General features: G+C 56.2%; 18 protein-coding genes and 2 riboswitches. Of the genes, 9 read left to right on the forward strand and 9 right to left on the reverse strand.

The window, feature by feature from the left end:
• Window positions 1-245 precede the first annotated feature (245 nt).
• Together Q8O73_RS11775 and Q8O73_RS11780 are read left to right on the forward strand one after the other, a co-directional pair.
• Window positions 246-2,369 (forward strand): protein-disulfide reductase DsbD, encoded by a 2,124-nt coding sequence (locus Q8O73_RS11775; RefSeq protein ID WP_305558980.1) that lies wholly within the window; start codon window positions 246-248, stop codon window positions 2,367-2,369.
• Between the two features lie 147 nt (window positions 2,370-2,516).
• Window positions 2,517-2,999, forward strand: coding sequence for a peroxiredoxin (locus Q8O73_RS11780; RefSeq protein WP_305558981.1), 483 nt, complete (start codon window positions 2,517-2,519; stop codon window positions 2,997-2,999).
• An 83-nt stretch (window positions 3,000-3,082) separates the two neighbouring features.
• On the opposite strand, the gene Q8O73_RS11785 is transcribed toward Q8O73_RS11780, so the two are convergent.
• The 7 genes from Q8O73_RS11785 to Q8O73_RS11815 form a co-directional block, all read right to left on the reverse strand.
• Complete coding sequence (locus Q8O73_RS11785; RefSeq protein WP_305558359.1) at window positions 3,083-3,487, reverse strand: hypothetical protein; 405 nt, start codon at window positions 3,485-3,487, stop codon at window positions 3,083-3,085.
• Between the two features lie 216 nt (window positions 3,488-3,703).
• Window positions 3,704-4,615, reverse strand: coding sequence for a protein phosphatase CheZ (locus Q8O73_RS11790; protein ID WP_305558360.1), 912 nt, complete (start codon window positions 4,613-4,615; stop codon window positions 3,704-3,706).
• Window positions 4,616-4,819: 204 nt separating this feature from the next.
• Window positions 4,820-6,319, reverse strand: coding sequence for an aminomethyl-transferring glycine dehydrogenase subunit GcvPB (gcvPB, locus tag Q8O73_RS11795; protein ID WP_305558361.1), 1,500 nt, complete (start codon window positions 6,317-6,319; stop codon window positions 4,820-4,822).
• Window positions 6,316-7,671, reverse strand: a complete 1,356-nt coding sequence (gene gcvPA, locus Q8O73_RS11800; protein WP_305558362.1) for an aminomethyl-transferring glycine dehydrogenase subunit GcvPA — start codon at window positions 7,669-7,671, stop codon at window positions 6,316-6,318. The genes gcvPB and gcvPA overlap by 4 nt, the downstream gene beginning before the upstream one ends.
• The gene (gcvH, locus tag Q8O73_RS11805) at window positions 7,671-8,048 is read right to left on the reverse strand and encodes a glycine cleavage system protein GcvH (RefSeq protein WP_305558363.1); all 378 of its coding nucleotides are present in this window, start codon (window positions 8,046-8,048) and stop codon (window positions 7,671-7,673) included. Before gcvH ends, gcvPA begins: the two co-directional genes overlap by 1 nt.
• A 47-nt stretch (window positions 8,049-8,095) precedes the next feature.
• A complete protein-coding gene (gcvT, locus tag Q8O73_RS11810) occupies window positions 8,096-9,208 on the reverse strand; it encodes a glycine cleavage system aminomethyltransferase GcvT (RefSeq protein ID WP_305558364.1) in 1,113 nt (370 codons plus the stop codon).
• A gap of 58 nt (window positions 9,209-9,266) precedes the next feature.
• Window positions 9,267-9,374, reverse strand: a riboswitch (glycine riboswitch).
• A gap of 3 nt (window positions 9,375-9,377) precedes the next feature.
• A riboswitch (glycine riboswitch) is annotated at window positions 9,378-9,477 on the reverse strand.
• Between the two features lie 94 nt (window positions 9,478-9,571).
• A complete protein-coding gene (locus Q8O73_RS11815; RefSeq protein WP_305558365.1) occupies window positions 9,572-10,126 on the reverse strand; it encodes a hypothetical protein in 555 nt (184 codons plus the stop codon).
• A 204-nt stretch (window positions 10,127-10,330) separates the two neighbouring features.
• Between Q8O73_RS11815 and ispH the strand changes: the two genes are divergently transcribed.
• The 4 genes from ispH (at window position 10,331) to Q8O73_RS11835 (ending at window position 15,431) form a co-directional block, all read left to right on the forward strand.
• Window positions 10,331-11,278 carry a 4-hydroxy-3-methylbut-2-enyl diphosphate reductase gene (gene ispH, locus Q8O73_RS11820; protein ID WP_305558366.1) on the forward strand — a complete coding sequence of 316 codons (948 nt, stop codon included), beginning with the start codon at window positions 10,331-10,333 and terminating at the stop codon, window positions 11,276-11,278.
• Window positions 11,279-11,294: 16 nt separating this feature from the next.
• Window positions 11,295-12,263, forward strand: coding sequence for a homoserine kinase (locus tag Q8O73_RS11825; RefSeq protein WP_305558367.1), 969 nt, complete (start codon window positions 11,295-11,297; stop codon window positions 12,261-12,263).
• Window positions 12,264-12,275: 12 nt separating this feature from the next.
• Window positions 12,276-12,719 carry a ribonuclease HI gene (rnhA, locus tag Q8O73_RS11830; RefSeq protein ID WP_305558368.1) on the forward strand — a complete coding sequence of 148 codons (444 nt, stop codon included), beginning with the start codon at window positions 12,276-12,278 and terminating at the stop codon, window positions 12,717-12,719.
• Between the two features lie 312 nt (window positions 12,720-13,031).
• Entirely contained in the window at window positions 13,032-15,431 is a 2,400-nt protein-coding gene (locus Q8O73_RS11835) for a bifunctional diguanylate cyclase/phosphodiesterase (RefSeq protein WP_305558369.1), read from the forward strand.
• Between the two features lie 2 nt (window positions 15,432-15,433).
• Here Q8O73_RS11835 and Q8O73_RS11840 read toward each other — a convergent pair whose 3' ends face one another.
• The gene (locus Q8O73_RS11840) at window positions 15,434-17,488 is read right to left on the reverse strand and encodes a protein meaA (protein ID WP_305558370.1); all 2,055 of its coding nucleotides are present in this window, start codon (window positions 17,486-17,488) and stop codon (window positions 15,434-15,436) included.
• 260 nt (window positions 17,489-17,748) lie between these two features.
• Between Q8O73_RS11840 and ccrA the strand changes: the two genes are divergently transcribed.
• From ccrA to Q8O73_RS11855, 3 genes are all read left to right on the forward strand, one after another.
• A complete protein-coding gene (gene ccrA / locus Q8O73_RS11845) occupies window positions 17,749-19,029 on the forward strand; it encodes a crotonyl-CoA carboxylase/reductase (protein ID WP_305558371.1) in 1,281 nt (426 codons plus the stop codon).
• A 100-nt stretch (window positions 19,030-19,129) separates the two neighbouring features.
• Complete coding sequence (locus tag Q8O73_RS11850) at window positions 19,130-20,818, forward strand: acyl-CoA dehydrogenase family protein (RefSeq protein WP_305558372.1); 1,689 nt, start codon at window positions 19,130-19,132, stop codon at window positions 20,816-20,818.
• Between the two features lie 195 nt (window positions 20,819-21,013).
• On the forward strand, window positions 21,014-23,095 hold the full coding sequence (locus Q8O73_RS11855; protein ID WP_305558373.1) for a methyl-accepting chemotaxis protein: 2,082 nt from the start codon (window positions 21,014-21,016) through the stop codon (window positions 23,093-23,095).
• Window positions 23,096-23,164: 69 nt separating this feature from the next.
• Here the strand turns inward: Q8O73_RS11855 and Q8O73_RS11860 are convergent, their stop codons facing one another.
• Complete coding sequence (locus Q8O73_RS11860) at window positions 23,165-24,499, reverse strand: ferric reductase-like transmembrane domain-containing protein (protein ID WP_305558374.1); 1,335 nt, start codon at window positions 24,497-24,499, stop codon at window positions 23,165-23,167.
• Window positions 24,500-24,660: the final 161 nt, after the last annotated feature.

The raw sequence follows: 24,660 nt of genomic DNA on the forward strand, positions 1-24,660 counted from the left end.
CAGAGCGGGTGCGATCCCGGTCAAGGGATTTGACGCCGGAGTTCGCTGTCATATCAGGTGTCCTTCGGATCGGTCAGATTTGCACGGGCTACTTTGTCGCGAAATCTTGAAAGATATATATCTTCCCGCAATTTCGCTTCGCGTATCCGCACAAATCTGATCGACCATTGCGGTCATATTTATGGGGCCGAACCCTAAGTCTGCCCTTATCCGAATCGCCTGTCAGGAATACCGCCGTGCCAAAGATGCTGCTTTCCTTGCTGTTATTGATCATGATGCCGCATCTTGCCGTTGCGGCACCCGCCGCCAGTGACTGGCAGGACGAGGATTTTGCCTCGGTGCGCCTGATCAGTGCGCGCGACGGCGTTGCCAATACCGACATTTTGCGCCTTGGTCTGGAATTTCAGTTACAGTCGCACTGGAAAATTTACTGGCGCAGTCCGGGTGATGCCGGTTTCCCCCCCCAACCCGACTGGCAGGGTTCGGAAAATATCGGGGATGCCACCATCTTGTGGCCGGCGCCCTACCGGTTTTCGATTCTGGGGATGGAGACATTCGGCTATGAAGATCATGTGATCCTGCCAATTGATGTTGCCATCCCCGACCCGACCCGCGCCGCCCACATCAATCTGGCGGTCGATTATCTGGCCTGTAGCGACATTTGCGTGCCCGCCACCGCCCAATTGACCCTTGATCTGCCCGCCGATAACAGCGCAATCAGCAATTTTGCCCATTCCATTGAAAAATTTGCCGCCAAAGTTCCGTTACGGGGGGACAATTTACCCCTGACGGTCAGCGCCCTGTGGCAGGACGCACAGACCGGTTCCAAAGAGGCCACCCTGCATGTCGCCCTTGCCGGGCTGGAACCCGACACAAAACCGGAAATCCTGATCGAGGCCGGGGATCGGCTTGCCTTTGGTGCGCCGATGCCTGCCGGTCTGGATGCGAAGCGGAACCCGGTTTATTCTTTGGCGATTCATGGCCTTGCCGATGGTGGCAGTCTGACCGGGTCTGATGTGACGGTCACGGTGATTGCCGGGCCGCTGGCGATTGAACAATCCATCGGCGTCACAGCCCCGCCGGAAGGCGCCGTGACGGGGAATGCCGGGCAAAGCCTGTGGCTGATCGGGGCGCTGGCGCTGCTGGGCGGGTTTATCCTGAATTTCATGCCGTGCGTCTTGCCTGTCTTGTCGATGAAGGTGATGGCGGCGGTCAAGGCCAGTGGTCAGGCGCAGGGCGATATAAGACGCGGTTTTCTGGCCAGTGCGGCGGGCATTGTGGTGTCGTTCTGGTTGCTGGCCCTTGCCCTGATGGCGATCAAGGCGGCAGGTGGGGCCATCGGATGGGGCATCCAGTTTCAACAGCCCCTGTTTTTGACGGTGATGACCATCATTGTTGCGCTGTTTGCCTTCAATATGTGGGGCCTGTTTGACATTGGCACGCCGGGGCGGCTGGATGATCAGGCCGATCAGGCCATCCGCCGTCAGGAACAGGGCGGCCATCATCTGGGCGGGCATTTCCTGACCGGGATGTTTGCCACCTTGCTGGCAACACCCTGTTCGGCACCGTTCCTTGGCACCGCCGTCGGCTTTGCGCTGGCCGGGCGTTATATCGATATTTTCTGGATTTTCACCCTGCTGGGGGTTGGTCTTGCCCTGCCTTATCTGGCGATTGCCGCTTGGCCCGGCATGGCCCGCATCCTGCCGCGTCCCGGACGCTGGATGGGTATTTTCAAGGCGGTTCTGGGCCTTGCCCTGATTGGCACCGCGATCTGGTTACTGGGCATTCTGGCCGTACAGATCGGCCTTACCGGGGTGGGGATTATCGGCGGGGCGCTGATGCTGGCCGGGCTGGTTCTGGCATGGCGGCACAGCAAGCCCGACAACCGGCACAAGCCCCGGCTGACGGCCCTTGCCGGGTTGGCGGTTCTGGTGGCGTTGTTTGCACCGGGCTTTACCCCCCGGCCCGACATCGCCCCTACATCCGCCACCGGCCCCCTGTCATGGCAGGCTTTTGAACCCGAAACCATTGCCGCCCGTGTTGCCAATGGCGAAACGGTGTTTGTCGATATTACTGCCGAATGGTGCGTTACCTGTCAGGTCAACAAAAAGCTGGTTCTGGAAACCGCCGACATTGTTGATGTGTTGCAAGATGTTGTCCTGATGCAAGGCGACTGGACCCGACCCGACCCGGTCATATCGCACTATCTGGCCGGTTTTGGCCGTTATGGCATTCCGTTTAACATTGTGTATGGGCCAGATGCCCCCGATGGCATTGTGTTGTCGGAATTGTTGAGTGCCTCTGCCGTTCAGGCAGCCATCCGGCAGGCAGGCGGCGCAAAAAGCGTGATTGCCCAACAGACACAGTGACGCAACAGCGTGACACAATCGGGAAATTTTGAAAAATTCCATGATTCGCGGCAGCAATTTGCCTGACAAAGGCCTATGTTATGCCATGACGTGAGATCACATAATGCATAACGCACCCTCACCGCGTTCAGAAAACGGAGAAACATGATGACGATTGCTGTCGGCAGTTCCCTTCCCGATGTGACCCTGCACCGCGCCACCGCAGACGGCCCCGAAGCCGTTCAAAGCAAAGACCTGTTTGCCGGACGCAAGGTCGTGCTGTTTGCCGTGCCGGGGGCCTTTACCCCGACCTGTTCCATCAAACATTTGCCGGGTTTTGTCGGCAAGGCCGATGAAATCAAGGCCAAAGGTGTTGATGAAATTTTCTGTCTGGCGTCCAACGATGCTTTTGTCATGCAGGCATGGGCCAAATCGGAAAATGTCGGCGACAGCGTTACCATGCTGGCGGATGGCAGCCTGAATTTCACCAGCGCCACCGGCCTTGAACTGGATCTGCGTGAACGCGGTCTGGGCATGCGTGCCAATCGCTATGTCATGGTTGTCGATGACAACAAGGTGACCCATCTGGCCGTTGAAGGCCCCGGTGAATTTGACGTTTCCAGTGCTGAGGCCGTTCTCAAGGCGCTGTAAGTTTCACAGCATACGATCCGAAAACACAAAAGCCCCGCACCGTCCCGGTCGGGGCTTTTTGCTGCACATACGCCAGAGTGATCCTATCGCGGCAACAGGACCGGGATCGGTTCTTCTCTTTTGTCATAATCGCAATCGAAGGCCGGATTGGTGTGCTTTTCGATGAAATGCACCACCCCGTCGCGGTAATCATCAACGATGGGCGACCAACTGATGAAGACACCGCCGCGCCCGTCATAATTGCGGATTTCGCGGTTGCTCCGCGCGTCGCGGAAACTTTCGCCAAGGTCGTCTGTTGCACCTGCCGTCAACCAGCCCGGTTTCAGGCCGCCATGCCAGATCAGATAAACGCCGCCGACACCGTCCAGCTTGAGATCGGCGATATCATCAAGCATGAACAGCTTGTAATAATCGCCGCGCGGACTTTTGCGCCACTTGATATCCTGTGCCTTGGGTTGGCGCAAACCGCCGAGTGACCAAAATCCCATTTCATCCTCCAGACATGTCAAAATGCGCGCATCCCCATGTCACACGCACCCCAACGCATCCCAATTGATTCTTTTGATTATAAAAAGTAACAGCCGTATGTAAATTGCCGGTTAACAGCATTTATATTCTGTACGGCGTCCCTATTTGCCATCGCCATGACAAATGGCGCAAGACCTAACAGGCCTTACTATACATCAGTTTCAGGAAAGACGCGATCAGTTAAACAATTTGTCGATATCGTCCTGACTGATGCCTTCGCCTTCAAGCTGCGGCCCGTTCAACAGATCGTCATCCTCGTTTTTGGCCTCATCCTCATCTTCGTGGACCGGTAGATCCTTGAAGGCATCCTCGCCCCAGATCAGAATCATGTTGTGGACACGTTCCTCGACAAATTCAAGCGTACGGACAACCTTGTTGATGCGCTGGCCGGTGATGTCCTGAAAATTGCAGGATTCAAAGATTTTGGTGACCAGAAAGGCCATCTGTTCGACATTCTGGGTGATGAAATCATTGGGCGATGAATTTTTCAGCGCCATCGCCAGATCGTCAAGCTGTTCGGCGGATTCAAGAATGGTATGGGTTGCCATTTCCGTATCCTTGACGATCGCGTCAAGTTCGGTGGTGGCGGAAATCAGTCGGTCATCCTCGGCCTTGGGATGGCGTAAGGACGCGATCTGAACCTTGGCCTTGTGGATATGTTCATTCATTTCGGCAATTTGCGTGCGAATCAGTTCCAGATCATCCTTGTCCGGTTCGCTGGCACCCGGGCGGTTGCTGTGGGTGAAATTGCTGCTGACCGGGGTTGGCAGATCAAATATCGCTTCTTCGGTGGCCGGGGAGGCATCTTCAACCGGGGCCGAACCGCCGCCGGTTTTCACTGCGTCGCGCAATTGCGATACTTCGCGGCGCAGGGCACGGACTTCGTCCAGAATGGTCTGGGTATCCCCGGATGCCTGACCCGTGGCAGCACCGGGATTGGGCAATGCTGCCGCGCCGCCCCCCATCCCGCTTTCAAGGGTTGGATCGAAAAACGACTCTGACCAGTCCTCGCCCGGTTCGGCAATCCCTGTCAGGCGTTCCTTAAGACGTCGTTCTGCGGTGAATACTTTCTGCACGGGACGCGTCATTTGTATGCTTAACCTCCGAAACGGGCGGTAAAACCCGATCCCCCTGAAAATCCTGATGCTGCGGTGCGAACCCCGCAAAACGATATGTTACCGAGTATAATGTTCCAAATTGCAACAAGTCCAATCGGTTTCAATGCCAAGCCCTTGAAAAAAAACACCCCGGCCTTGTAACCGGGGTGTTGAAAAACGGGATTAACCACCTGTTTATTCAGCGTTTTTTGGCACCCAGCGCAGAACCGGATTACGTGCCGCCGCCGTTTCATCCAGACGCCGACGGGGTGTCAGATAAGGCGCATTTTTGAAAAATTCAGCATCCCCGGACTCGGCTTTTGCCACCAGAGACAGAACCGCATCGCAAAACTGATCGATGGATTCTTTGGTTTCCGTCTCGGTCGGTTCCACCAGAAGGGCGCCATGTACCACCAGCGGGAAATACATGGTCATCGGGTGGAAACCCTCGTCGATGATCGCCTTGGCAAGGTCCAGTGTCGAAACACCTGTGCCTTTGAGGAATTCATCGTCAAACAGGGCTTCGTGCATGCAATAGCCGGGAAACGCCACGCTGAGCTTGTCTTTCAGACGTGCCAGCAGATAATTGGCATTGAGAACCGCATCGCCCGATGCCTGACGCAAACCATCCGCCCCGTGACTTTTCATATAAGTCAAAGCCCGGATGAACATGCCCATCTGGCCGTGGAAGCCTTTCAGGCGACCGAACGGCTTTTTGCCATCCTGTTCGCTGGCAGTTTCCACCAGATGGAATTTGCCGTCCTTGTGCAGGACATAGGGAAGCGGTGCAAACGGTGCCAGCGCATCGGAAAACACCACCGGCCCCGAACCCGGCCCACCGCCGCCATGCGGGGTGGAAAAGGTTTTATGCAGATTGATATGCATGGCATCAATGCCAAGATCGGCCGGGCGCACCCGCCCGACAATGGCGTTGAAATTGGCACCATCGCAGTAAAAATAACCGCCCGCCGCATGCACCAGATCGGCGATCTTGCGCACATCGCGTTCAAACAACCCGCAGGTATTGGGGTTGGTCAACATGATCCCGGCGACATCATCGCCCAGTTTTGCCTCAAACGCCGCAAGATCAACCCGGCCATCGGCCGTTGCCGGAATCGAATCCACCGTAAAGCCACAGGCCGCCGCCGTTGCCGGATTGGTGCCATGTGCCGATTCAGGCACCAGAACACGCCGCCGGTTTTCACCCCGCGCATCAAGGGCCGCGCGGATCGCCATCATGCCACACAATTCGCCCTGTGCACCCGATGCCGGGGACATGGCAACCGCAGGCATTCCGGTCAGAACCATCAGCCAGTGTGCGCAGCTATCAATCAGTTCCAGTGCGCCCTGAACCGTGCTTTCGGGTTGCATCGGGTGCAAATCGGCCAGGCCGGGCATCCGGGCAACTTTTTCATTCAGACGCGGATTATGCTTCATCGTGCAGGAACCCAGCGGGAAAAAGCCGGAATCAATGCCGAAATTTTTCTGCGACAGGCGGGTATAATGGCGCACCACCTGCGGTTCCGACAGGCCCGGAAGGCCGACATCGCTGTCGCGTTCCAGACCGCCAAGGCGGCTTTTGACCGCATCGGGTTTGGGAAGGTCAACACCGCAACGCCCGGCTTCACCCTGTTCAAAAATCAGCTTTTCTTCGAGCACAAGGCCGCGATTGCCGGTATGGGTTTGAAAGCTCATGCCAGCACCTCTTTCAATGCGGACGCAAAGGCCGCGATATCGTCATCCGTGTTGGTTTCGGTCGCCGCCACCAGCAGGAACGCATCCAGATCATCCCGGTTGGGATAGAGGCGCGATAACGGCACCCCGCCCAGAACGCCTTTGGCCGCCAGTGCTTCGACCACACCCGCCGCCGATTTGGGCAGGCGGACGGTAAATTCGTTAAAGAAGGTCTCGTTGACCACCGAAACGCCCGGCACCAATGCCAGGGCATCGGCGGTTTTGACCGCGCGTTCATGATTGATCGCCGCCAGCCCGCGATAGCCGTCTTCGCCCAGCAGGCTCATATGCACCGTAAAGGCCAGCGAACACAGACCGGAATTGGTACAGATATTCGAGGTCGCCTTTTCCCGGCGGATATGCTGTTCGCGGGTCGAAAGGGTCAGCACGAAACCGCGTTTGCCATCCTGATCGACGGTTTCGCCGCACAGACGTCCGGGCATCTGACGCACCAGTTTCGACGTGGTGGCAAACAGTCCGACATAGGGCCCGCCGTAACTTAGCGCATTGCCGATCGACTGGCCTTCGCCGCACACGATATCTGCGCCAAAACTGCCCGGTGATTTGATGGCACCAAAGGCCACGGCCTCGGTAAACACCACGATCAAAAGCGCGCCCTTGGCATGGCAGGCATCGGCCAGTTTGGTATGGTCCTGAATACGACCGAAAATATCGGGATATTGCACCACAACGCAGGCGGTCTGATTGTCAATCAGATCATCCAGTTCACCGGTGGTTGCCTGATGTTCGGGGTGACCATCACGCCCGGCAACTTCGGTGTCGCTATACTGGCAATAGGTTTCGGTGACTTCGCGGTAATGCGGATGCAAACCGCCCGACAGAACCGCCTTTTTGCGACGGGTCGCACGGCAGGCCATCAGGACCGCCTCGGCACAGGAGGTTGCCCCGTCCCACATCGAGGCATTGGCAACATCCATCCCGGTGATCGAGGCAACCTGCGTCTGGAATTCAAACAGATATTGCAAGGTGCCCTGGGCGATTTCCGGTTGATAGGGGGTATAGGCCGTCAGAAACTCGCCGCGCTGGATGATATAATCCACCGTGGCAGGCACGTGATGGCGATAGGCCCCGGCACCCAGAAAACTGGCTGCCGACGCCGTGCCGGTGTTTTTGCGGGCAAGGGCCGCCATTTCGCGTTCAACCTGCATTTCACCCTGATGGTAAGGCAGATCGACCGGTTCTTTCAGCAACGCACCGGACGGCACATCGCAATACAGATCATCAACCGACGCAGCCCCGATGGTTTCAAGCATCGCGGTCCGGTCAGCCGGGGTAAGCGGAAGATAACGCATCAGTCCTCCAGACCTTCGATGAAGTCGTTATAGGATTCCTGATCCATCAGGTCTTCAAGCTGCGATTCGTCGTCAATCTTGACGCGGAAGAACCAGCCTTCGCCTTCGGCGTCTTCGTTTACCAGCCCCGGATTGTCTTCAAGCATTTCGTTGGTTTCAAGGATTTCACCATCAACCGGCGCATACACATCACTGGCCGCCTTGACCGATTCGACCACCGCCGCATCGCCATCCTTCACCAGCTTTTTGCCGACTTCCGGCAATTCGACATACACAATGTCGCCCAATGCCTGCTGGGCATAATCGGTGATGCCAACGGTTGCGACATCGCCGTCAAGTTCCAGCCACTCGTGTTCCTTGGAGAAATATTTAGCCATTTTGAAAATTCCCTGCGTGATCGTTTATGTCGGTGTTACGGGCGGAATTAACCGCGATAATAACGATGGGGGGCAAAAGGCAGCGCGACGATTTCCGCCGGGCGGGCCTTGCCGCGTACCATCAGGTCAACACGGGTGCCGGGGGTGGCAAATTCAATATCCACATACCCCATCGCCACCGGCGCATCGACCGTCGGGCCAAAACCACCACTGGTGATTTCGCCAATTTCGTTTCCATCCCCGTCCAGAACCGGGGTGTGTTCCCGGGCGGGTGCCTTGCCTTCGGGTTTGATCCCGACACGTTTGCGATCAGCCCCGTTTGCCAGTTGATCCAGAATCACATCGGCCCCGCGAAAACCGCCTTCTTCGCGCCGCCGTTTATTGATGATCCAGTTCAGATCAGCTTCGACCGGGGTCGTCGTCGTGTCAATATCGTGGCCATACAGGCACAGACCGGCTTCAAGGCGCAGCGAATCGCGGGCGCCAAGGCCAATCGCCTCGACCTCGTCCTCGGCCAAAAGCAACCGGGCCAGTTTTTCGGCCTGATCGCCAGGGACGGAAATTTCATAGCCATCCTCGCCGGTATAGCCCGACCGGGTGACAAAACAGGGAATGCCCGCCACCGGAATTTCGGCAAAGGACATGAATTTCATATCGGCGACTTCGGGGGCAAATCGCGTCAGAACCTTGGCGGCATCGGGCCCCTGCAACGCCATCAGGGCACGGTCATCGAGTTCAATCAGCGACACCCCATGATCCAGATTGGCGCGCATATGAACGATGTCGTCATCCTTGCATCCGGCATTGATCACCAGAAACAGGCTGTCCCCGGCATTGGTGATCATGAGATCATCCAGAATGGTGCCGTCATCATTGGTAAAGGCGGAATAACGGGTGCGACCGGGTTTCAGAACCGCGACATCGCCCGGAACCAGTTTTTCCAGTTCGGCAACACGATGTTCGCCCACCAGCCGGACCTGCCCCATATGAGACACGTCAAAAAGGCCGGCGCGGGCGCGGGTATGAAGATGTTCGCCCTTAACGCCCAGCGGATATTGCACCGGCATGTCATAGCCCGCGAACGGCACCATTTTGGCACCCAGTTCGACATGCAAATCATATAAAGGTGTTCTGAGAAGTTCAGTCTGATGATCGGCCATCAAAGTCTCCGAGACAGTCATTGCGAAACATAGCCGACCAGTGGCCAACCACATCCCCCTCTGTCTTGGAGCCTGAAAGAATCACCAAAGGTCAGGCACCGGCCCTTGGCTTACATCTTCGGCGAGACGCACATGATATGAAGATCATGCCGCCTGCTTTCCAGAGTCCCATCTCCCCGCGGTCCGTTTGCCTGAGAGTTTCCGGGGTGGTTGCTCCTTCGGCGTCCGCGCAATCAATTATGACCGTGGCACTCTCCCACGGGGATCACTTGGGTATCGGGCTGTTATACGGATTTGTCGCAGACAGCACCAGCCCAAAACATGCGGTCCGCGACCAATGATCAAAACAATTTAAAACGTGGGTCAGTTCCCGCCAAGGCGACGGTTATAATCAAGCTGATCGCGCGACATCTGAAACCCCAGATATATTTCATAATCCGGCCCGGCCCAGACATCATCCAGCGGCAGTTTCAGCGTCACTTCCTCGTCACGGTAGCGCACCAGATTCAGATTATTCGGAAATACCAAGGCAACATCAAACACCGATTTTTCGATGAAATTGCCATCCGGGTCTTTCAGGGCGACAAAGTATTGCAGGCTGGCGTTGCGGTTCGTCGCTGCCGGACCAAGTTCGGCCAGAATCACCGGACTGATCAGGATTTCAACGACCTTGTCATCAAGGTCATAGGCGCAATTACCGTTATAGCCGTCAAAATCGGCCTGAACGATCACATCGGTCAGATCGCGTCCGGCCCCGTTAAATTCGGTCAGGCTGGCGGTGTCGCTGGGCAAAAAGGCACGCGGGCAGGCCGGAATGACTGGCTCTTCAAAAAAACTGCTGCCGCATGCGGCCAGCAACCCGGCCACCGCCACCGATCCAAACATCGCAACACGCCGCAATCCGCATGCAAAAACCATCAAAGCCCCTATCGCATAAATCATCTGTCATGCCGGTGGCCCGGCAACGCGGCGCAGTCTATGATTTTGCCTGCCATCGCACAACCCGGTTCCGCACCCGGCGAAAGGTCCGTTGCCAGACCGGGGCATTGCGCGGGATCGGCGGGCGGGTTATGTAACACACCAGACAGACAAAACTGACAGCCCCCTTTGTGGACGGACAGCATGCCCGACAAAGCCAACCTCAGAATCGTACTTGCCAATCCGCGCGGCTTTTGCGCCGGGGTGGATCGCGCCATTGAAATCGTTGAAAAGGCGATCGAAAAATATGGCGCGCCGGTCTATGTCCGTCATGAAATCGTTCATAACAAATTTGTGGTGGACAGTTTGCGCGCCAAGGGGGCGATCTTTGTCGGGGAACTGGATGCCGTCCCGGATGGCGTACCGGTGATTTTTTCGGCCCACGGTGTGCCGAAATCCGTCCCGGCAGAAGCCACACGGCGCGACCTGCAATATCTTGATGCGACCTGCCCGCTGGTATCGAAGGTGCATCGGGGTGCCGAACGCCACCATGCCGATGGCAAGCATATCCTTTTGATCGGCCATGCCGGACATCCCGAAGTGATTGGCACGATGGGCCAATTGCCGCCGGGCAGCATGACCCTGATTGAAACCGAACAGGATGCCGAAACCCTGGAGGTTGCCAATCCCGACAATCTGGCCTTTGTCACCCAGACCACATTGTCGCTGGATGACACCGCAAAAATCATCGCCATCCTGCAAAGACGGTTTCCGGCAATTGCCGTGCCGAAAAAGGAAGACATCTGTTACGCCACCACCAACCGGCAACATGCAGTCAAGGAAATTGCCCGCAAGGTTGATGCCATTCTGGTGCTGGGCGCGCCCAATTCGTCCAATTCCAACCGGCTGGTTGAAGTCGCACAGCGCGAAGGGTGCCAAAAATCCGTGCTGGTGGAACGCGCCACCGATATCGACTGGTCGCAATTGCAGGGCATAACGTCGCTGGGCGTCACCGCCGGGGCGTCGGCACCGGAAATTCTGGTTGAAGAAGTCCTTGATGCCTGCCGTGCCCGTTATAACGTCACCATCGAAAATGTGACGCTGGCCGAAGAAACCGTGACCTTCAAACTGCCCCGGCAACTTGCAAGCTGAGAAAGACAAGATACCGATGGCCGTTTATACCGACGTTTCCGATGAAGACATTGCGGCATTCCTGTCCGAATACGATATCGGACAGGTGATTTCGTTCAAGGGCATTGCCGAAGGTGTCGAAAACACCAATTTCCTGCTTCAGACCGACCGGGCACCCTATATCCTGACCCTGTATGAAAAGCGCGTTAATCCTGATGATTTGCCGTTTTTTCTGGGATTGATGGACCATCTTTCGGCGCGTGGCCTGAATTGCCCGACACCCATTCATGGCAAGGATGGCGTTGCCCTGCGCCGCCTGTGCGGACGCCCGGCGGCCATCACATCATTTTTGAACGGCATGTCGCCCCGCCGTATCCTGCCCCATCATTGCGCAGGTGTGGGCGAGGCACTGGCGCAATTGCATGTCGCCGGACAGGATTTTGACAATTACCGGGCCAATGCCCTGACCGTGACCGGGTGGCGCCCCTTGTTTGAAAGCTGTCAGGACCGGGCCGATACGGTGATGCCGGGTTTGCAGTCGATGATTGCCGGGGAACTGGATTTTCTGGAAAACAACTGGCCGGGCAATTTGCCATCAGGCGTTATTCATGCCGATCTGTTTCCTGACAATGTGTTTTTCTTTCCGGGCGAAGACCATGTTTCCGGGCTGATTGATTTTTATTTCGCCTGCAATGATTTGCTGGTTTATGACGTGGTGATCTGCCTGAACGCATGGTGTTTTGAACCCGATAACAGCTTTAACGTCACCAAGGCGCGCAATCTTTTATCGGGCTATAACAAGGTACGGCCGCTGGGCAATGATGAATTGCAGGCCTTGCCGGTTTTGGCACGCGGCGCATCCTTGCGGTTTTTGCTGACAAGGCTTTATGACTGGCTCAACACCCCCGAAGGGGCGCTGGTCACGCCGAAAAATCCGCGTGAATATATCAACAAACTGCGTTTCCACCAAAAGGTCGAAACCGCGGCGGCCTATGGCCTGAACTGAGCATATCCTGACATGACATCGACCAAGACCAACCGCGTCACCATTTTCACCGACGGCGCCTGTAGCGGCAATCCCGGCCCCGGTGGCTGGGGCGCGATTTTGCGGTATCGCGGCGTTGAAAAGGAATTATCGGGCGGCGAGGCCAACACCACCAACAACCGCATGGAAATGATGGCGGCGATTTCGGCGTTTGAATCGCTGAAACGCCCCTGCGTTGCCGATATTTATACCGACAGCACCTATGTCCGCGATGGCATTACCAAATGGATTTTCGGCTGGCAGCAACGCGGCTGGAAAACGGCCGATAAAAAACCGGTCAAGAATGTCGAATTATGGCAACGCCTGCTTGAAGCCCTGAAACCCCATACGGTGGAATGGCACTGGGTCAAGGGCCATGCCGGGCATCCGGAAAACGAACGGTGCGACCAGCTTGCCCGTGAGGCGATCCCGCGATAAGCCTGCGGGCACCTTGAACCCCCGAACGACACGCCCAAGATAGAAATATAACGCAACCGGAAAAATGGTATTATGACCGCCCGGAGCCCTGATTTTGCGTCATTATTTTGTTACAACTACAGAAAATGCCATTTTGGAAAGAATTTGTGTTTTTATGCTGGCCTGAAAGACAAAAAAGCAAAATGATCCTTGCACTTAGACGTGTTTCAAGGTTCAGATATTGCCAACAATATTCCTGAAAGCCTGACGGGGAACGGTCTTGGGGACGATCTGTCGGGCTGGAAAATACCAAATACGGTCAGGAGGGAGAGTTTGTCGCGTGGGTCTTACGGCTTTTTACAACGGAAGTCGCTAAGCAGCCGTTTGCTGTTTATCGCCTTGCCGCTGGTATCCCTGTCCTGTCTGGTGCTGTTCATGGTCTTTGGCTATGTCAGCTATAAGGTCTTGCGCGATGACCTGACCGAAAAGATCGAACAGACTGCCGATATTAACGCCCGCGTTCTTGCCACACCGTTCTGGTATCTGGATGTCGATAATATCGAATCGGCCCTGAAAGCCATGATTCGTGACCGTGATATCGTTGCCGTACAGGCGCTGGGTGCCGATGATACCGAATTTGCCCGCACCGGTGCCGCCCAGAACGAGGTTCAAAACACCCTGCGTCTGTCGCGCCGGGTGTTTTTTGAACGCAACAATGTCCGTCATGATGTCGGCGAACTGGTGATCTATTTCACCGAAGCCCGTGTTCAGGATTTGCTGATGCGCCGGATCATTCTGGATCTGGTGCTGTTTGCCCTGTTGATTTCGGTGGTAACGGCCAGCCTTTTGATCGCCAACAAACGGTCGATCAAGGAACCGCTATCGCGCCTGTTGCATTCCATTCGCATGACCAAACATGGGCGGTTGCGCCGCCCGGTCGAATGGAACAGTTCCGATGAACTGGGCCTGCTTATTCGCGAATATAACGAAATGGTCGCCTTGCAGGGCCAGTCGCAGGAAGAAGCCCAACGCAAACAGGCGCTTCTGGAAGCCACCCTGCATAATATCGGCCAGGGGATTTGCCTGTTTGATCAGGAATTGAACCTGATGATCTGGAACGAACGCTATATCGAATTGCTGAACCTGCCGCGCGATATGGTCAAGGAAGGCACCCCGCTTTCGGATATTCTGCGCTATAACGCTGAACGCGGCGAATATGGCGATGTCAGTATTCAGGCCCTGATTTCCGACCGGGTGGCAATTGCCCGGCGGCGCGAACCCTATCGCATGGAACGGACCCGCCCGAATGGCCGGGTGGTTCAGGTTGATCACAATCCGATGCCCGGCGGCGGTTATGTCGCGACCTATACCGATATTACCGAACGCAAACAAACCGAAGCCCGCATGCGCCATCTCGCCGTGCATGACGTGCTGACCAGCCTGCCCAACCGCACCCTGTTTCTGGACCGGTTGCGTCAGGCCTTGCTGTCGGCCCGCCGGTTTCAGCGCGGCGTAACGGTTCTGTTTGTCGATCTGGACCGTTTCAAGGATATCAACGACCATTTCGGGCATGATGTCGGCGATTTGATGATTCAGGAAATGGGGCAACGCCTGTCGCGGATCATCCGTGATTCTGATACGGCGGCACGCCTTGGCGGCGATGAATTCGCCATCATCCAGACCGATGTGCAAAACATCGAAGACACCATTGTTCTGGCGCAACGCATCATTGATGAATTGTGCCTGCCCTTTGATTGCCGGGGCATTCGCCTGCATTCCACCGCATCGGTCGGCATCACCCTGTTTCCCGAAGACGGCGAAAACCCGGAACAACTGGTCAAAAATGCCGATATGGCGATGTATGCCGCCAAGGCCGAAGGCCGCAACAATTACCGGTTTTTCCTGCCCTCCATGCATGAACGGGTCAAGGAACGCAAAACCATCGAAGAAGATTTGCGCAATGCCCTCGATCACGGGCAGCTGGAGCTTTATTACCAGCCCAAGATCGACTGCAAGACCGAAAAAGTGGTCGGTGCCGAGGCTTTGGTCCGCTGGAACCATCCCGATCGCGGCCTGATCCTGCCGGGCGAGTTTATTTCGGTGGCCGAGGATTGCGGCCTGATCAACCGGCTGGGCGCGTGGGTCCTGCGCGAGGCGTGCAAACAAACCCGCCTGTGGCGCGAAGGCACCCTGCCGGGCCTGCGGATTGCCGTCAATCTGTCCCCGGCACAGTTTCAGGATGCCGAACTGGTCAATGCCGTCACCCAAAGTATCAATAGCAGCAATCTGCCCGATGGCACGCTGGAACTGGAAATCACCGAATCGATCCTGATGAACAATCCCGAAAAGGCGGTTTCAACCCTGAACGAGCTTAAGGCGCTGGGTGTCCGCATCGCGATTGACGATTTCGGCACCGGTTATTCATCGCTGAATTACCTCAAACGTTTCCCGGTCAGTTCGATCAAGATCGACCGGTCCTTTGTCAGCGACATTCATGTCGATCCCGACGACAAGGCAATTGTCGATGCGGTGATCGGGCTGGGCCACAGCCTCAATCTTGAAGTCGTGGCCGAAGGGGTCGAAGAAATCGAACAGCATGAATATCTGCGCGACAAGGGCTGTGACTTTATTCAGGGCTTCCTGTTTTCCAGACCCTTGCCTGCCGATGTTTTTGAGAAATGGGTCATGGACCGCCAACAGACCGGTCGCGAACCGGCCAAGACCAACCTGTAATCTCAGTAAAATGTGGTTTGGGTTTTGGGATCAATGGCGGGCATGACCGGCGTGCCGTTTTCCCCGGCACGCCGCGCCACCAGATCGACAATTTCCGAAATCACGCCGACAAGCTGGTAATCCTTGGGTGTATAGACCGCCGCCACCCCCATCTGGCGCAGTACAAGCATGTCGTTTTCGGGAATGATACCGCCCACCACCACCGGAATATGCCCGGCCCCGGCCGCCCGCAGGCCATTGACCACATCCCGCACCAGCGGCACATGCGACCCTGACAGGATCGACAGGCCGATCACATGCGCCCCGCAGTCAATTGCGGATTGCACCAGCGCATCGGGCGTCCAGCGAATGCCGTCATATTGCACATCAATGCCGGCCTCGCCCGCCTTGAGCGCAATCTGTTCCGCACCATTGGAATGACCATCCAGCCCCGGCTTGCCGACCAGCATTTTCATCCGTTCGCCCAGTTTTTCCGAAACCTCGTCCACCCGGGCGCGCAGGGCGATAATATTGTCATCATCCCCGGTAATGATCAGGGATGTAATGCCGGTCGGGGCGCGATATTCGCCAAACACATCGCGCAGGGTTTCCGACCATTCCCCGGTCGTCACCCCGGCATGGGCACAGGCAATCGAACATTCCATGATATTGCGGCCTTCGCGGGCGGCGCGTTCCAGTTCTGTCAAAGACGCCCGAACCAGCGCACCGTCGCGCTGATCGCGCCAGTGGCGCAATTTTCCGATCTGTTCCTGTTCGGCCATATCATCGACCTTGAGGATCGCATCGACCCCCGATGCCGTCAGGGGCGAGGGTTCGGTTTCCTGAAAGGCATTGACGCCAATCACCTTTGTCAGCCCGTTTTCAATATCGGCCAGCCGCCGGGCATTTGACCCCACCAGTTGCTGTTTCATATAGCCGCTGTCAACAGCGGCAATCGCCCCGCCCATCGCATCGATTTTCGCCAGTTCGGCACGCGCACCCTCCATCAGGGCATTGACCTTGCGATCAATTGCCGGGTTGCCGTCAAACAGATCGTCATATTCCAGAAGATCGGTTTCATAGGCCATGATCTGTTGCAGGCGCAGCGACCATTGTTGATCCCACGGGCGCGGCAGGCCGAGCGCCTCGTTCCAGGCCGGAAGCTGCACCGCACGGGCGCGGGCATTTTTCGACAGCACCACCGACAACATTTCAATCAGGATGCGGTAAACATTGTTTTCAGGTTGCTGTTCGGTCAGGCCCAGCGAATTGACCTGCACGCCATAGCGAAACCGGCGATATTTTTCGTCAGAAATGCCGTACCGATCCCGGGTGATTTCATCCCACAATTCGCAAAAGGCCCGCATCTTGCAAATTTCGGTGACAAAGCGAATCCCGGCATTCACAAAAAACGAAATACGCCCGACCACCTTGGCAAAATCGGCCGCGGGCACCTGCCCGGAATCGCGCAGCGAATCCAGAACGGCAATTGCCGTTGCCAATGCAAAGGCCAGTTCCTGTTCCGGCGTCGCCCCGGCTTCCTGCAAATGATAGGAACAGACATTCATCGGGTTCCATTTCGGGACCTCGCGATAGGTGAACGCCGCAACATCGGTGATCAGTTTCAGGCTGGGCGCGGGCGGAAAGATATAGGTCCCGCGCGACAGATATTCCTTGATGATGTCGTTTTGTGTCGTGCCGGAAAGGCTGTCACGCGGTGCGCCCTGTTTTTCCGCCACCGCGATATACAGCGACAACAGCCACGCCGCCGGGGCGTTGATCGTCATCGATGTGTTCATCTGATCCAGCGGAATGCCGTCAAACAGGGCGCGCATATCGCCCAGATGCGATACCGGCACGCCAACCTTGCCGACCTCGCCCGCCGCCAGAACATGATCGGAATCATAGCCGGTCTGGGTCGGCAGATCGAAAGCAACCGACAGGCCGGTCTGACCCTTGGCCAGATTCTGGCGATACAGCGCGTTTGAGGCGGCCGCCGAACTGTGCCCGGCATAGGTGCGAATCAACCACGGAGCGTCCCGTTCCGGCGTTGCTGCGGTGCGTTTATTTTCTGGCATCGTCACGACCTCGCGTATGTTTATTACCGGAAGGCTTTCCATTTATTACGTTTTTTGGTTCTTAAATTACTCACTGGACATTCTTTAGGTAATTATATAACAATTTGTGCAACGCAGTAAAAGCAAAAACGCAATCCTGTTCCGTAATTTTCCTGCAAGACCCAAGGAAAACCGGGAACAGACAGATCGCAGACCGCACCGCAACAGGGGGTAATTTTATTACCTGCGATTCGGTCCCAACCGACAGAGGAGTGAAGGCCATGAACACTGCTGCTGAAATTGTCGCGTTCCGGGGCGGCAACGAAACCAAGGATTTATACGAAATCGGCGAAATTCCGCCGCTGGGCCATGTGCCGCGCCATATGTATGCCTGGGCGATCCGCCGCGAACGGCATGGTGAACCCGATACGGCCATGCAGTGCGAAATCGTCGATGTTCCGGTTCTGGATTCGCACGAGGTTCTGGTTCTGGTGATGGCCGCCGGGGTCAATTACAACGGCGTCTGGGCGGCACTGGGCAAACCGATTTCGGTGTTTGATGTTCATGACCAGCCCTATCACATTGCCGGATCGGATGCGTCGGGCATTGTCTGGGCGGTGGGATCGCGGGTTACACGCTGGAAAGTCGGCGATGAAGTCGTCATTCACTGCAATCAGGATGATGGCGATGACGAGGAATGCAATGGCGGCGACCCGATGCTGTCACCGACCCAGCGCATCTGGGGATATGAAACCCCTGATGGGTCTTTCGCCCAATTTACCAATGTTCAGGCACAACAATTGATGCCGCGCCCCAAACATCTGACATGGGAAGAAAGTGCGTGTTACACTCTGACCCTTGCCACCGCCTATCGCATGTTGTTCGGGCATCGTCCGCATATTTTGCGGCCCGGCCATAATGTTCTGGTCTGGGGGGCGTCGGGCGGATTGGGGTCGATGGCGATCCAGCTGATCACCACCGCCGGGGCCAATGCAATTGGCGTGATTTCCGATGAATCCAAACGCGACTTTGTGCTGGGACTGGGGGCCAAGGCCGTCATCAATCGCAAGGATTTCAATTGTTGGGGCCAGTTGCCGACCGTCAATGGCCCGGAATTTGGCGATTACATGAAAGAAGTCCGCAAATTCGGCAAGGCGATCTGGGATATCACCGGCAAGGGCGAGGATGTCGATATCGTTTTTGAACATCCGGGCGAACAGACCTTTCCGGTATCGTGCAATGTCGTGAAACGCGGCGGCATGGTGGTGTTTTGTGCCGGAACCACCGGCTTTAACCTGACCTTTGATGCGCGGTTTGTCTGGATGCGGCAAAAACGCATTCAGGGCAGCCATTTTGCCAATCTGAAACAGGCCGCCCAGGCCAACAAACTGGTGATTGAACGGCGTATCGACCCCAGCATGTCCGATGTGTTTTCATGGGATGATATTCCGCGTGCCCATATGAAAATGATGCGCAACGAACACAAACCGGGAAACATGGCGGTTCTGGTGCAGGCCAAACGACCGGGCATGCGCACACTGGAAGAAGCCGTCGAGGCCTGACCCCACAAGGCCCGACTGGCCGCCGGTGGCCCTGATGCGTTCCCGCCCGTTCTGCGTCGAGGCCACCGGCCTTTTCTGAAATGCCCAAAGGAATGTAAAAATGACCGAAACCGCCTTGTTGACCGATCTTGGCACCCGTTGCGACGGGGCGCTGGTGGCGCTGGACCCGGTTTATCATGCCGCCGAACAGGCCGTGCAGGACGCCGTTTCTGTTGACGGTCGCATTGATGCCGGTCGGTTCGACCAGCAACAATTTTCCGCCCACGGCCTTGCGTGGCTGGCAACCTATGTCACCGCCCTTAAACAGATGCGGGCATGGTCGATCCGCCTTGAAAATCAGGGCAGGTTTGGTGCGCTGGAACAGTTGATCCTGCAAGTTGCCTTTGGCGAATATCTGGCGCAAATTTCCGGCGGCATTGCGATGTCGCAAGGCGAAATCATCCGTCTTGGAACCCTTGGCGTTCCGACGGAAATCAGTGCGGCTTTCCGCAATGATCCGGCGGTTGCCACCCTGATCGATAACGGCAACAGCGATGCCGCCCGCCATGCCATCGCCCGCCACATCACCGACAGTCTTGATACCGGCCGGTTTGGCGAAGGCGGGCTTGAAGACGACACGCTGGAACTGGTGCGCGATCAGTTCCGCCGCTTTGTCGCCGAAAAAGTCGCCCCGTATGCGCATGGCTGGCACGAACGCGACGAACTGATCCCGATGGAAATCGTGACCGAAATGGCCGAACTGGGTGTTTTTGGCCTGACGATCCCCGAAGAATTCGGCGGTCTTGGCATGGGCAAAACTGCGATGTGCGTCGTGACCGAGGAATTGTCACGCGGTTATATCGGGGTGGGGTCACTGGGGACGCGATCCGAAATTGCCGCCGAACTGATCCGCCTTGGCGGCACCGAGGCGCAAAAGGAACATTACCTGCCGAAACTGGCATCGGGCGAAATCCTGCCGACGGCGGTTTTTACCGAACCCAATAACGGGTCCGATCTGGCGCATTTGCGGACCCGTGCGGTGCGCGATGGCGACACGTATAAAATCACCGGCAACAAAACATGGATCACCCATGCCGCCCGGTCCGACCTGATGACGCTTCTGGTCCGCACCAATCCGGACGAAGCCGGATATCGCGGCCTGTCGATGGTACTGGCCGAAAAACCGCGTGGCACCGAAGAAAATCCGTTTCCGGCCAAGGGCATGTCGGGGGGGGAAATCGGCGTTCTGGGCTATCGCGGCATGAAGGAATATGAACTCAGCTTTGACGGGTTCGAGGTGCCAACCGCAAACCTTCTGGGTGGCGATGAAGGTCAGGGTTTCAAGCAATTGATGGCGACCTTTGAATCTGCCCGCATCCAGACCGCCGCCCGGGCGGTTGGTGTTGCACAAAATGCCCTGGAAATCGGCATGCGTTATGCCAAAGACCGCGTGCAATTCGGCCAGCCGCTTTTTGCCTTTCCACGGGTCTATGGCAAGATTGCCTGGATGGCGGTTGAAACCATGATTGCCCGGCAACTGACCTATTTTTCCGCCCTCGAAAAGGATCAGGATATTCGCTGTGACATCGAGGCGGGCATGGCGAAATTGCTGGGCGCACGGGTGGCGTGGTCGAATGCCGATAATGCCCTGCAAATTCATGGCGGCAATGGTTATGCCCTTGAATACCAGATCAGCCGGGTTTTGTGCGATGCCCGCATTCTCAATATTTTTGAAGGTGCCGCCGAAATTCAGGCACAGGTGGTCACACGCGGCCTTTTGGGCCGGTCGGGTGGCCCTGCCAACCGGTAATTTTCACCCCAACCGTGGCCCTCGTGGCCCAACTGGCCTGCCCCGTGTGGCGGGCCTTCTTTTTATGTAAATCTAAAGTATGAAATGCTTCGCCTATACGGATGGTGTTACTGTCTGTACTAACGCAACAATAAAACAGCACCGAATTCCAGCAAAATGGAATAAAATGGGGTCTGTAACAGGGAGAAATTTCGGATGGCTTTCGGGTTCGGAACGCAGGAAAAACCGGCGTCTTCTGATGCAAAGTCGGCATTTGCGTTGATTGTGCCGCAACTCGATCAGATTACAGGGACATTCCTCAAACAGATTTTCGGTGATCAGGACGACAACTTGCAAAAGGCGCAGGCCCGGCATTGGACCAGCCTTTTGGGGGCCGAAAAATCCGATGATTTTGCCAGACTGTTACCGGCCAGCCCTTTGGTAAAACCTGCCGCAGGCGTGCCCGCCGCCAAAATTGCCGATGCCTATGCCAAAGCCATGCGATCCATGGCACACGCCATTGCAGACAGCCGCCGCAACAGCAAGGATATTCAGGCCCTGACCGATGCCGCCGCCACGGTGATTTTCGCCGATATGGGGGTGGTTCTGGCCGGGGGTGGTTCATCGCAAGGCGGTGGCAACCGGGCACGCGCCGAAATTCAGGCAATGTCGGAAATTGTCGAACGCGAAACCGACAATATCATCGAAGAAGTCGGGTTTCAGGCCGGGCGGATGAATGACGTTTCCCAAAGCATGGAAACCGATTCCATCGAACTGAGCGCGCTGGTCGAACGCATCACCGAAACCACCAATATCAGCAGCAGCAATGTCGCCACCGTGGCCTCGGCCACCGAAGAGCTTGAAGCCTCCAGCCGGGAAATCGCAGCGCGGGTCCATAAAACCACCGAAATCGCCGGCAATGCCGTGACCCGCGCCCATGAAACATCCCAAACCATGAACAGCCTGTCGGAAACCGCGCTGGAAATCGGCAAGGTGGTCGATATCGTCAAACGCATTTCCGATCAGACCAAATTGCTGGCCCTGAACGCCACCATCGAAGCAGCCCGCGCCGGTGAAGCGGGCAAGGGATTTTCGGTGGTCGCCAACGAGGTCAAAAATCTGGCATCGCAAACCGAAAAAGCCATTCAGGACGTCAATTCGCAAATCCTTGCCATTCAAAACGCCACATCGAATGCGGTCGAGGCGATTGAAGGCATTGGCGGCGCGATTGAAGAAGTCAGCCAGCTATCAGCCGATATTTCCGCCTCGGTCGAACAGCAAACCGCCGCGATTGCCGAAATCAGCACCAGCGCACAGGAAGTTTCGCAACATACCAAGGAAATCGCCGCCGATATTCAGGCGGCCCGCGTCAAATCGCAAAATGCCCTTGATACCGCCGAAAGCCTGAAAGAATTCGCCGCCAATATCCGCCGCGACATTGACGAGATGGAAAAACGGTTCCGGGTCGTGCTGCGCACCACCGATTCCCGCGACGGGGATTCCCACGAACGGGTGCCGATTGCCGCCGATATCGAACTGGATTTCGGCAAGGGCGACATCCGCAAAGGTGTAACCGCCGACATGTCGGTGGTTGGCCTTCTGGCGCGGATCAAGGCCACCGAAAAGGACGCCGGCAAAGCCGTTTCGATCCTGCTGGATGGCAATACGCGCCTGCATGGTGTGCTTAAGGTGGTTTCCGGCCTTGGGTCGCATATCCAGTTTGATGAACTGACCCCCGAAGTCACCAATGTGATCAAGGGCCTGTTGGCAAAAACCCGCGAACATGACAGCAAGATCGCCGAACTGGGCAAACCCTTGGCCGACCGGATGGGTAAATTGCTGGAAGAGGCGGTGCGCAACGGCACGCTGGCGATGAATGATCTGATGGGGCCGGTCTATACCCCGATCGAGGGGACCGACCCGCAACAATTCCTGACGCCGTTTGTGGCCTTCACCGATCAGAATTTTACCCCGCTGCAAGAAGCCATCCTTGAAAAAGACAGCAAGATCGTCTTTGCCGCCGGGGTGGATCGCAACGGGTTCCTGCCGACCCACAACAAAAAATACAGCCAGCCGCAACGCCCCGGCGAAACCGCCTGGAACACCGGCAATTGCCGCAATCGCCGGGTGTTTGATGACCGCGCCGGGTTGATGGCGGCACGCAATATCAAACCCGTGCTGTTGCAAACCTATTTCCGAGACATGGGGTCCGAGGTGGTGTTCATGAAAGAATGCGACGTGCCGATCATGGTGCAGGGCAAACATTGGGGCAATTTGCGCGTCGGCTATCGCGGCTAGGAACACCCCTTTAAAACATGACAAAGGCCCTGTCTTTCGGGCCTTTGTCTGTGTGCCATTACCCGGTTTCTAGCGGAAAGAGAACAGCTCCTGATGAAAATCATCGGGAGAAAGACCCTTGTTCACAAGGTCTTGCCGGATCATTTTTGCAAAACCATCTGGTCCGCAGAACCATATGCCCGCTGACAGCCAATCCTGATTCTCTGTGCGTAATCGCATACCGGTCAGAAAGCCGTCTGTATCATCGCACAAAACATGCAAGTTAACGCCCGCTTTTACCGCAAGATCACGCAACTTGCCGATCATTGACGGATCATGGGACGATCCGGTCTGATAGAAATCAATCGTCTGCTGCGTAGGGTTTTGTGCAAGCTGTTCAAGACGGGCCATAAACGGTGTCATGCCGATCCCTCCGGCGATCCATATCTGGCGCTGTTTGGAATCGTTAAAGGAAAAGGCACCATAAGGACCCTCCAAAATGACCTTGTGTCCCTGTTTCAAAAGTCCTGGCAATTTGCGCGTATAATCCCCCAGTTCCTTGGCAATCACAGTCAAACGTGGCACATCCCTGGTCCATGCCGATGCAAGGGTAAAGGGATGCGGTGGCTCCTTGCTGTCAAAGGAGATGAACGCAAACTGTCCGGCCTGATGCCCCTTCCATGCGCCATCGGGCCGGATCGTGATTTCAAGGGATTTTATTTCCGGGAAATAGTGCACCTTTTCAACAATTCCCCCCGCCCGGCTGCTTTTGCCAACACGGCCTGACAAAACGATCAGGGCCGAAAGGCTTCCGATAACAAGCATCACGCCGATCATCACACCAAGCGGCTGGAGCCAGTCGGCAAAATCAAACAGCACCAAGGCATGCGCCGCCAGCACCAGATAGAGACCGGCCAATATTGTGTGGGTTTTGGCAAACCAGTGATAGGGAAACCATTTGATGAGGGCCAGAACCATCAGTGCAGTCGCACCATAAAAGGCCCATTCACCAAGCCCCTCGGCCAAACCACGTTGCGACGCAAGGAAAGACTGGATCACCCCGAACTCGTCCTGCGCTGGCCGGGCGGGTCTTTTAAGCTGGATCAGCCCCAGACCGGTCGCCCATTTGGGGCCATTCGACCACAACCAGTGCAGTATCGAAACACTCAGGGCTGTAATACCCAGCCATTTATGCAGACGATAACTCTTGTCCAGCCCGCCAACGAAATTTTCCATCCACCGTGGCCGGGTGGATAGCAGCATGATCAGGCTCATGGACCCAATCGCGATGACGCCGGAATACTGCACCATCGCGTGACGCAACTCAAAAAAATTACTGATATTCAGGATTTCCGGGGTCGCGAACAACCACAGGATTGTCAACCCGCCAAGAAATCCCCAAAACAACTGCGTAATTTTTCTCATGACCAACTCCTATCGGCATAGAGACCGATTGCCCTCCTCTTGTGAGGATCGGTCTCTATCCGGAGTTAATCAAACAGGCGTCTCAGAATTATGCCCGATACAGCACATAGTTGTATCAATCTGTATCAGGGCCCAAATGCGGTCGTTGTGTTCAGGGGCCG

Source organism: Thalassospira sp. (genome assembly GCF_030690045.1).
Lineage (GTDB): Bacteria > Pseudomonadota > Alphaproteobacteria > Rhodospirillales > Thalassospiraceae > Thalassospira.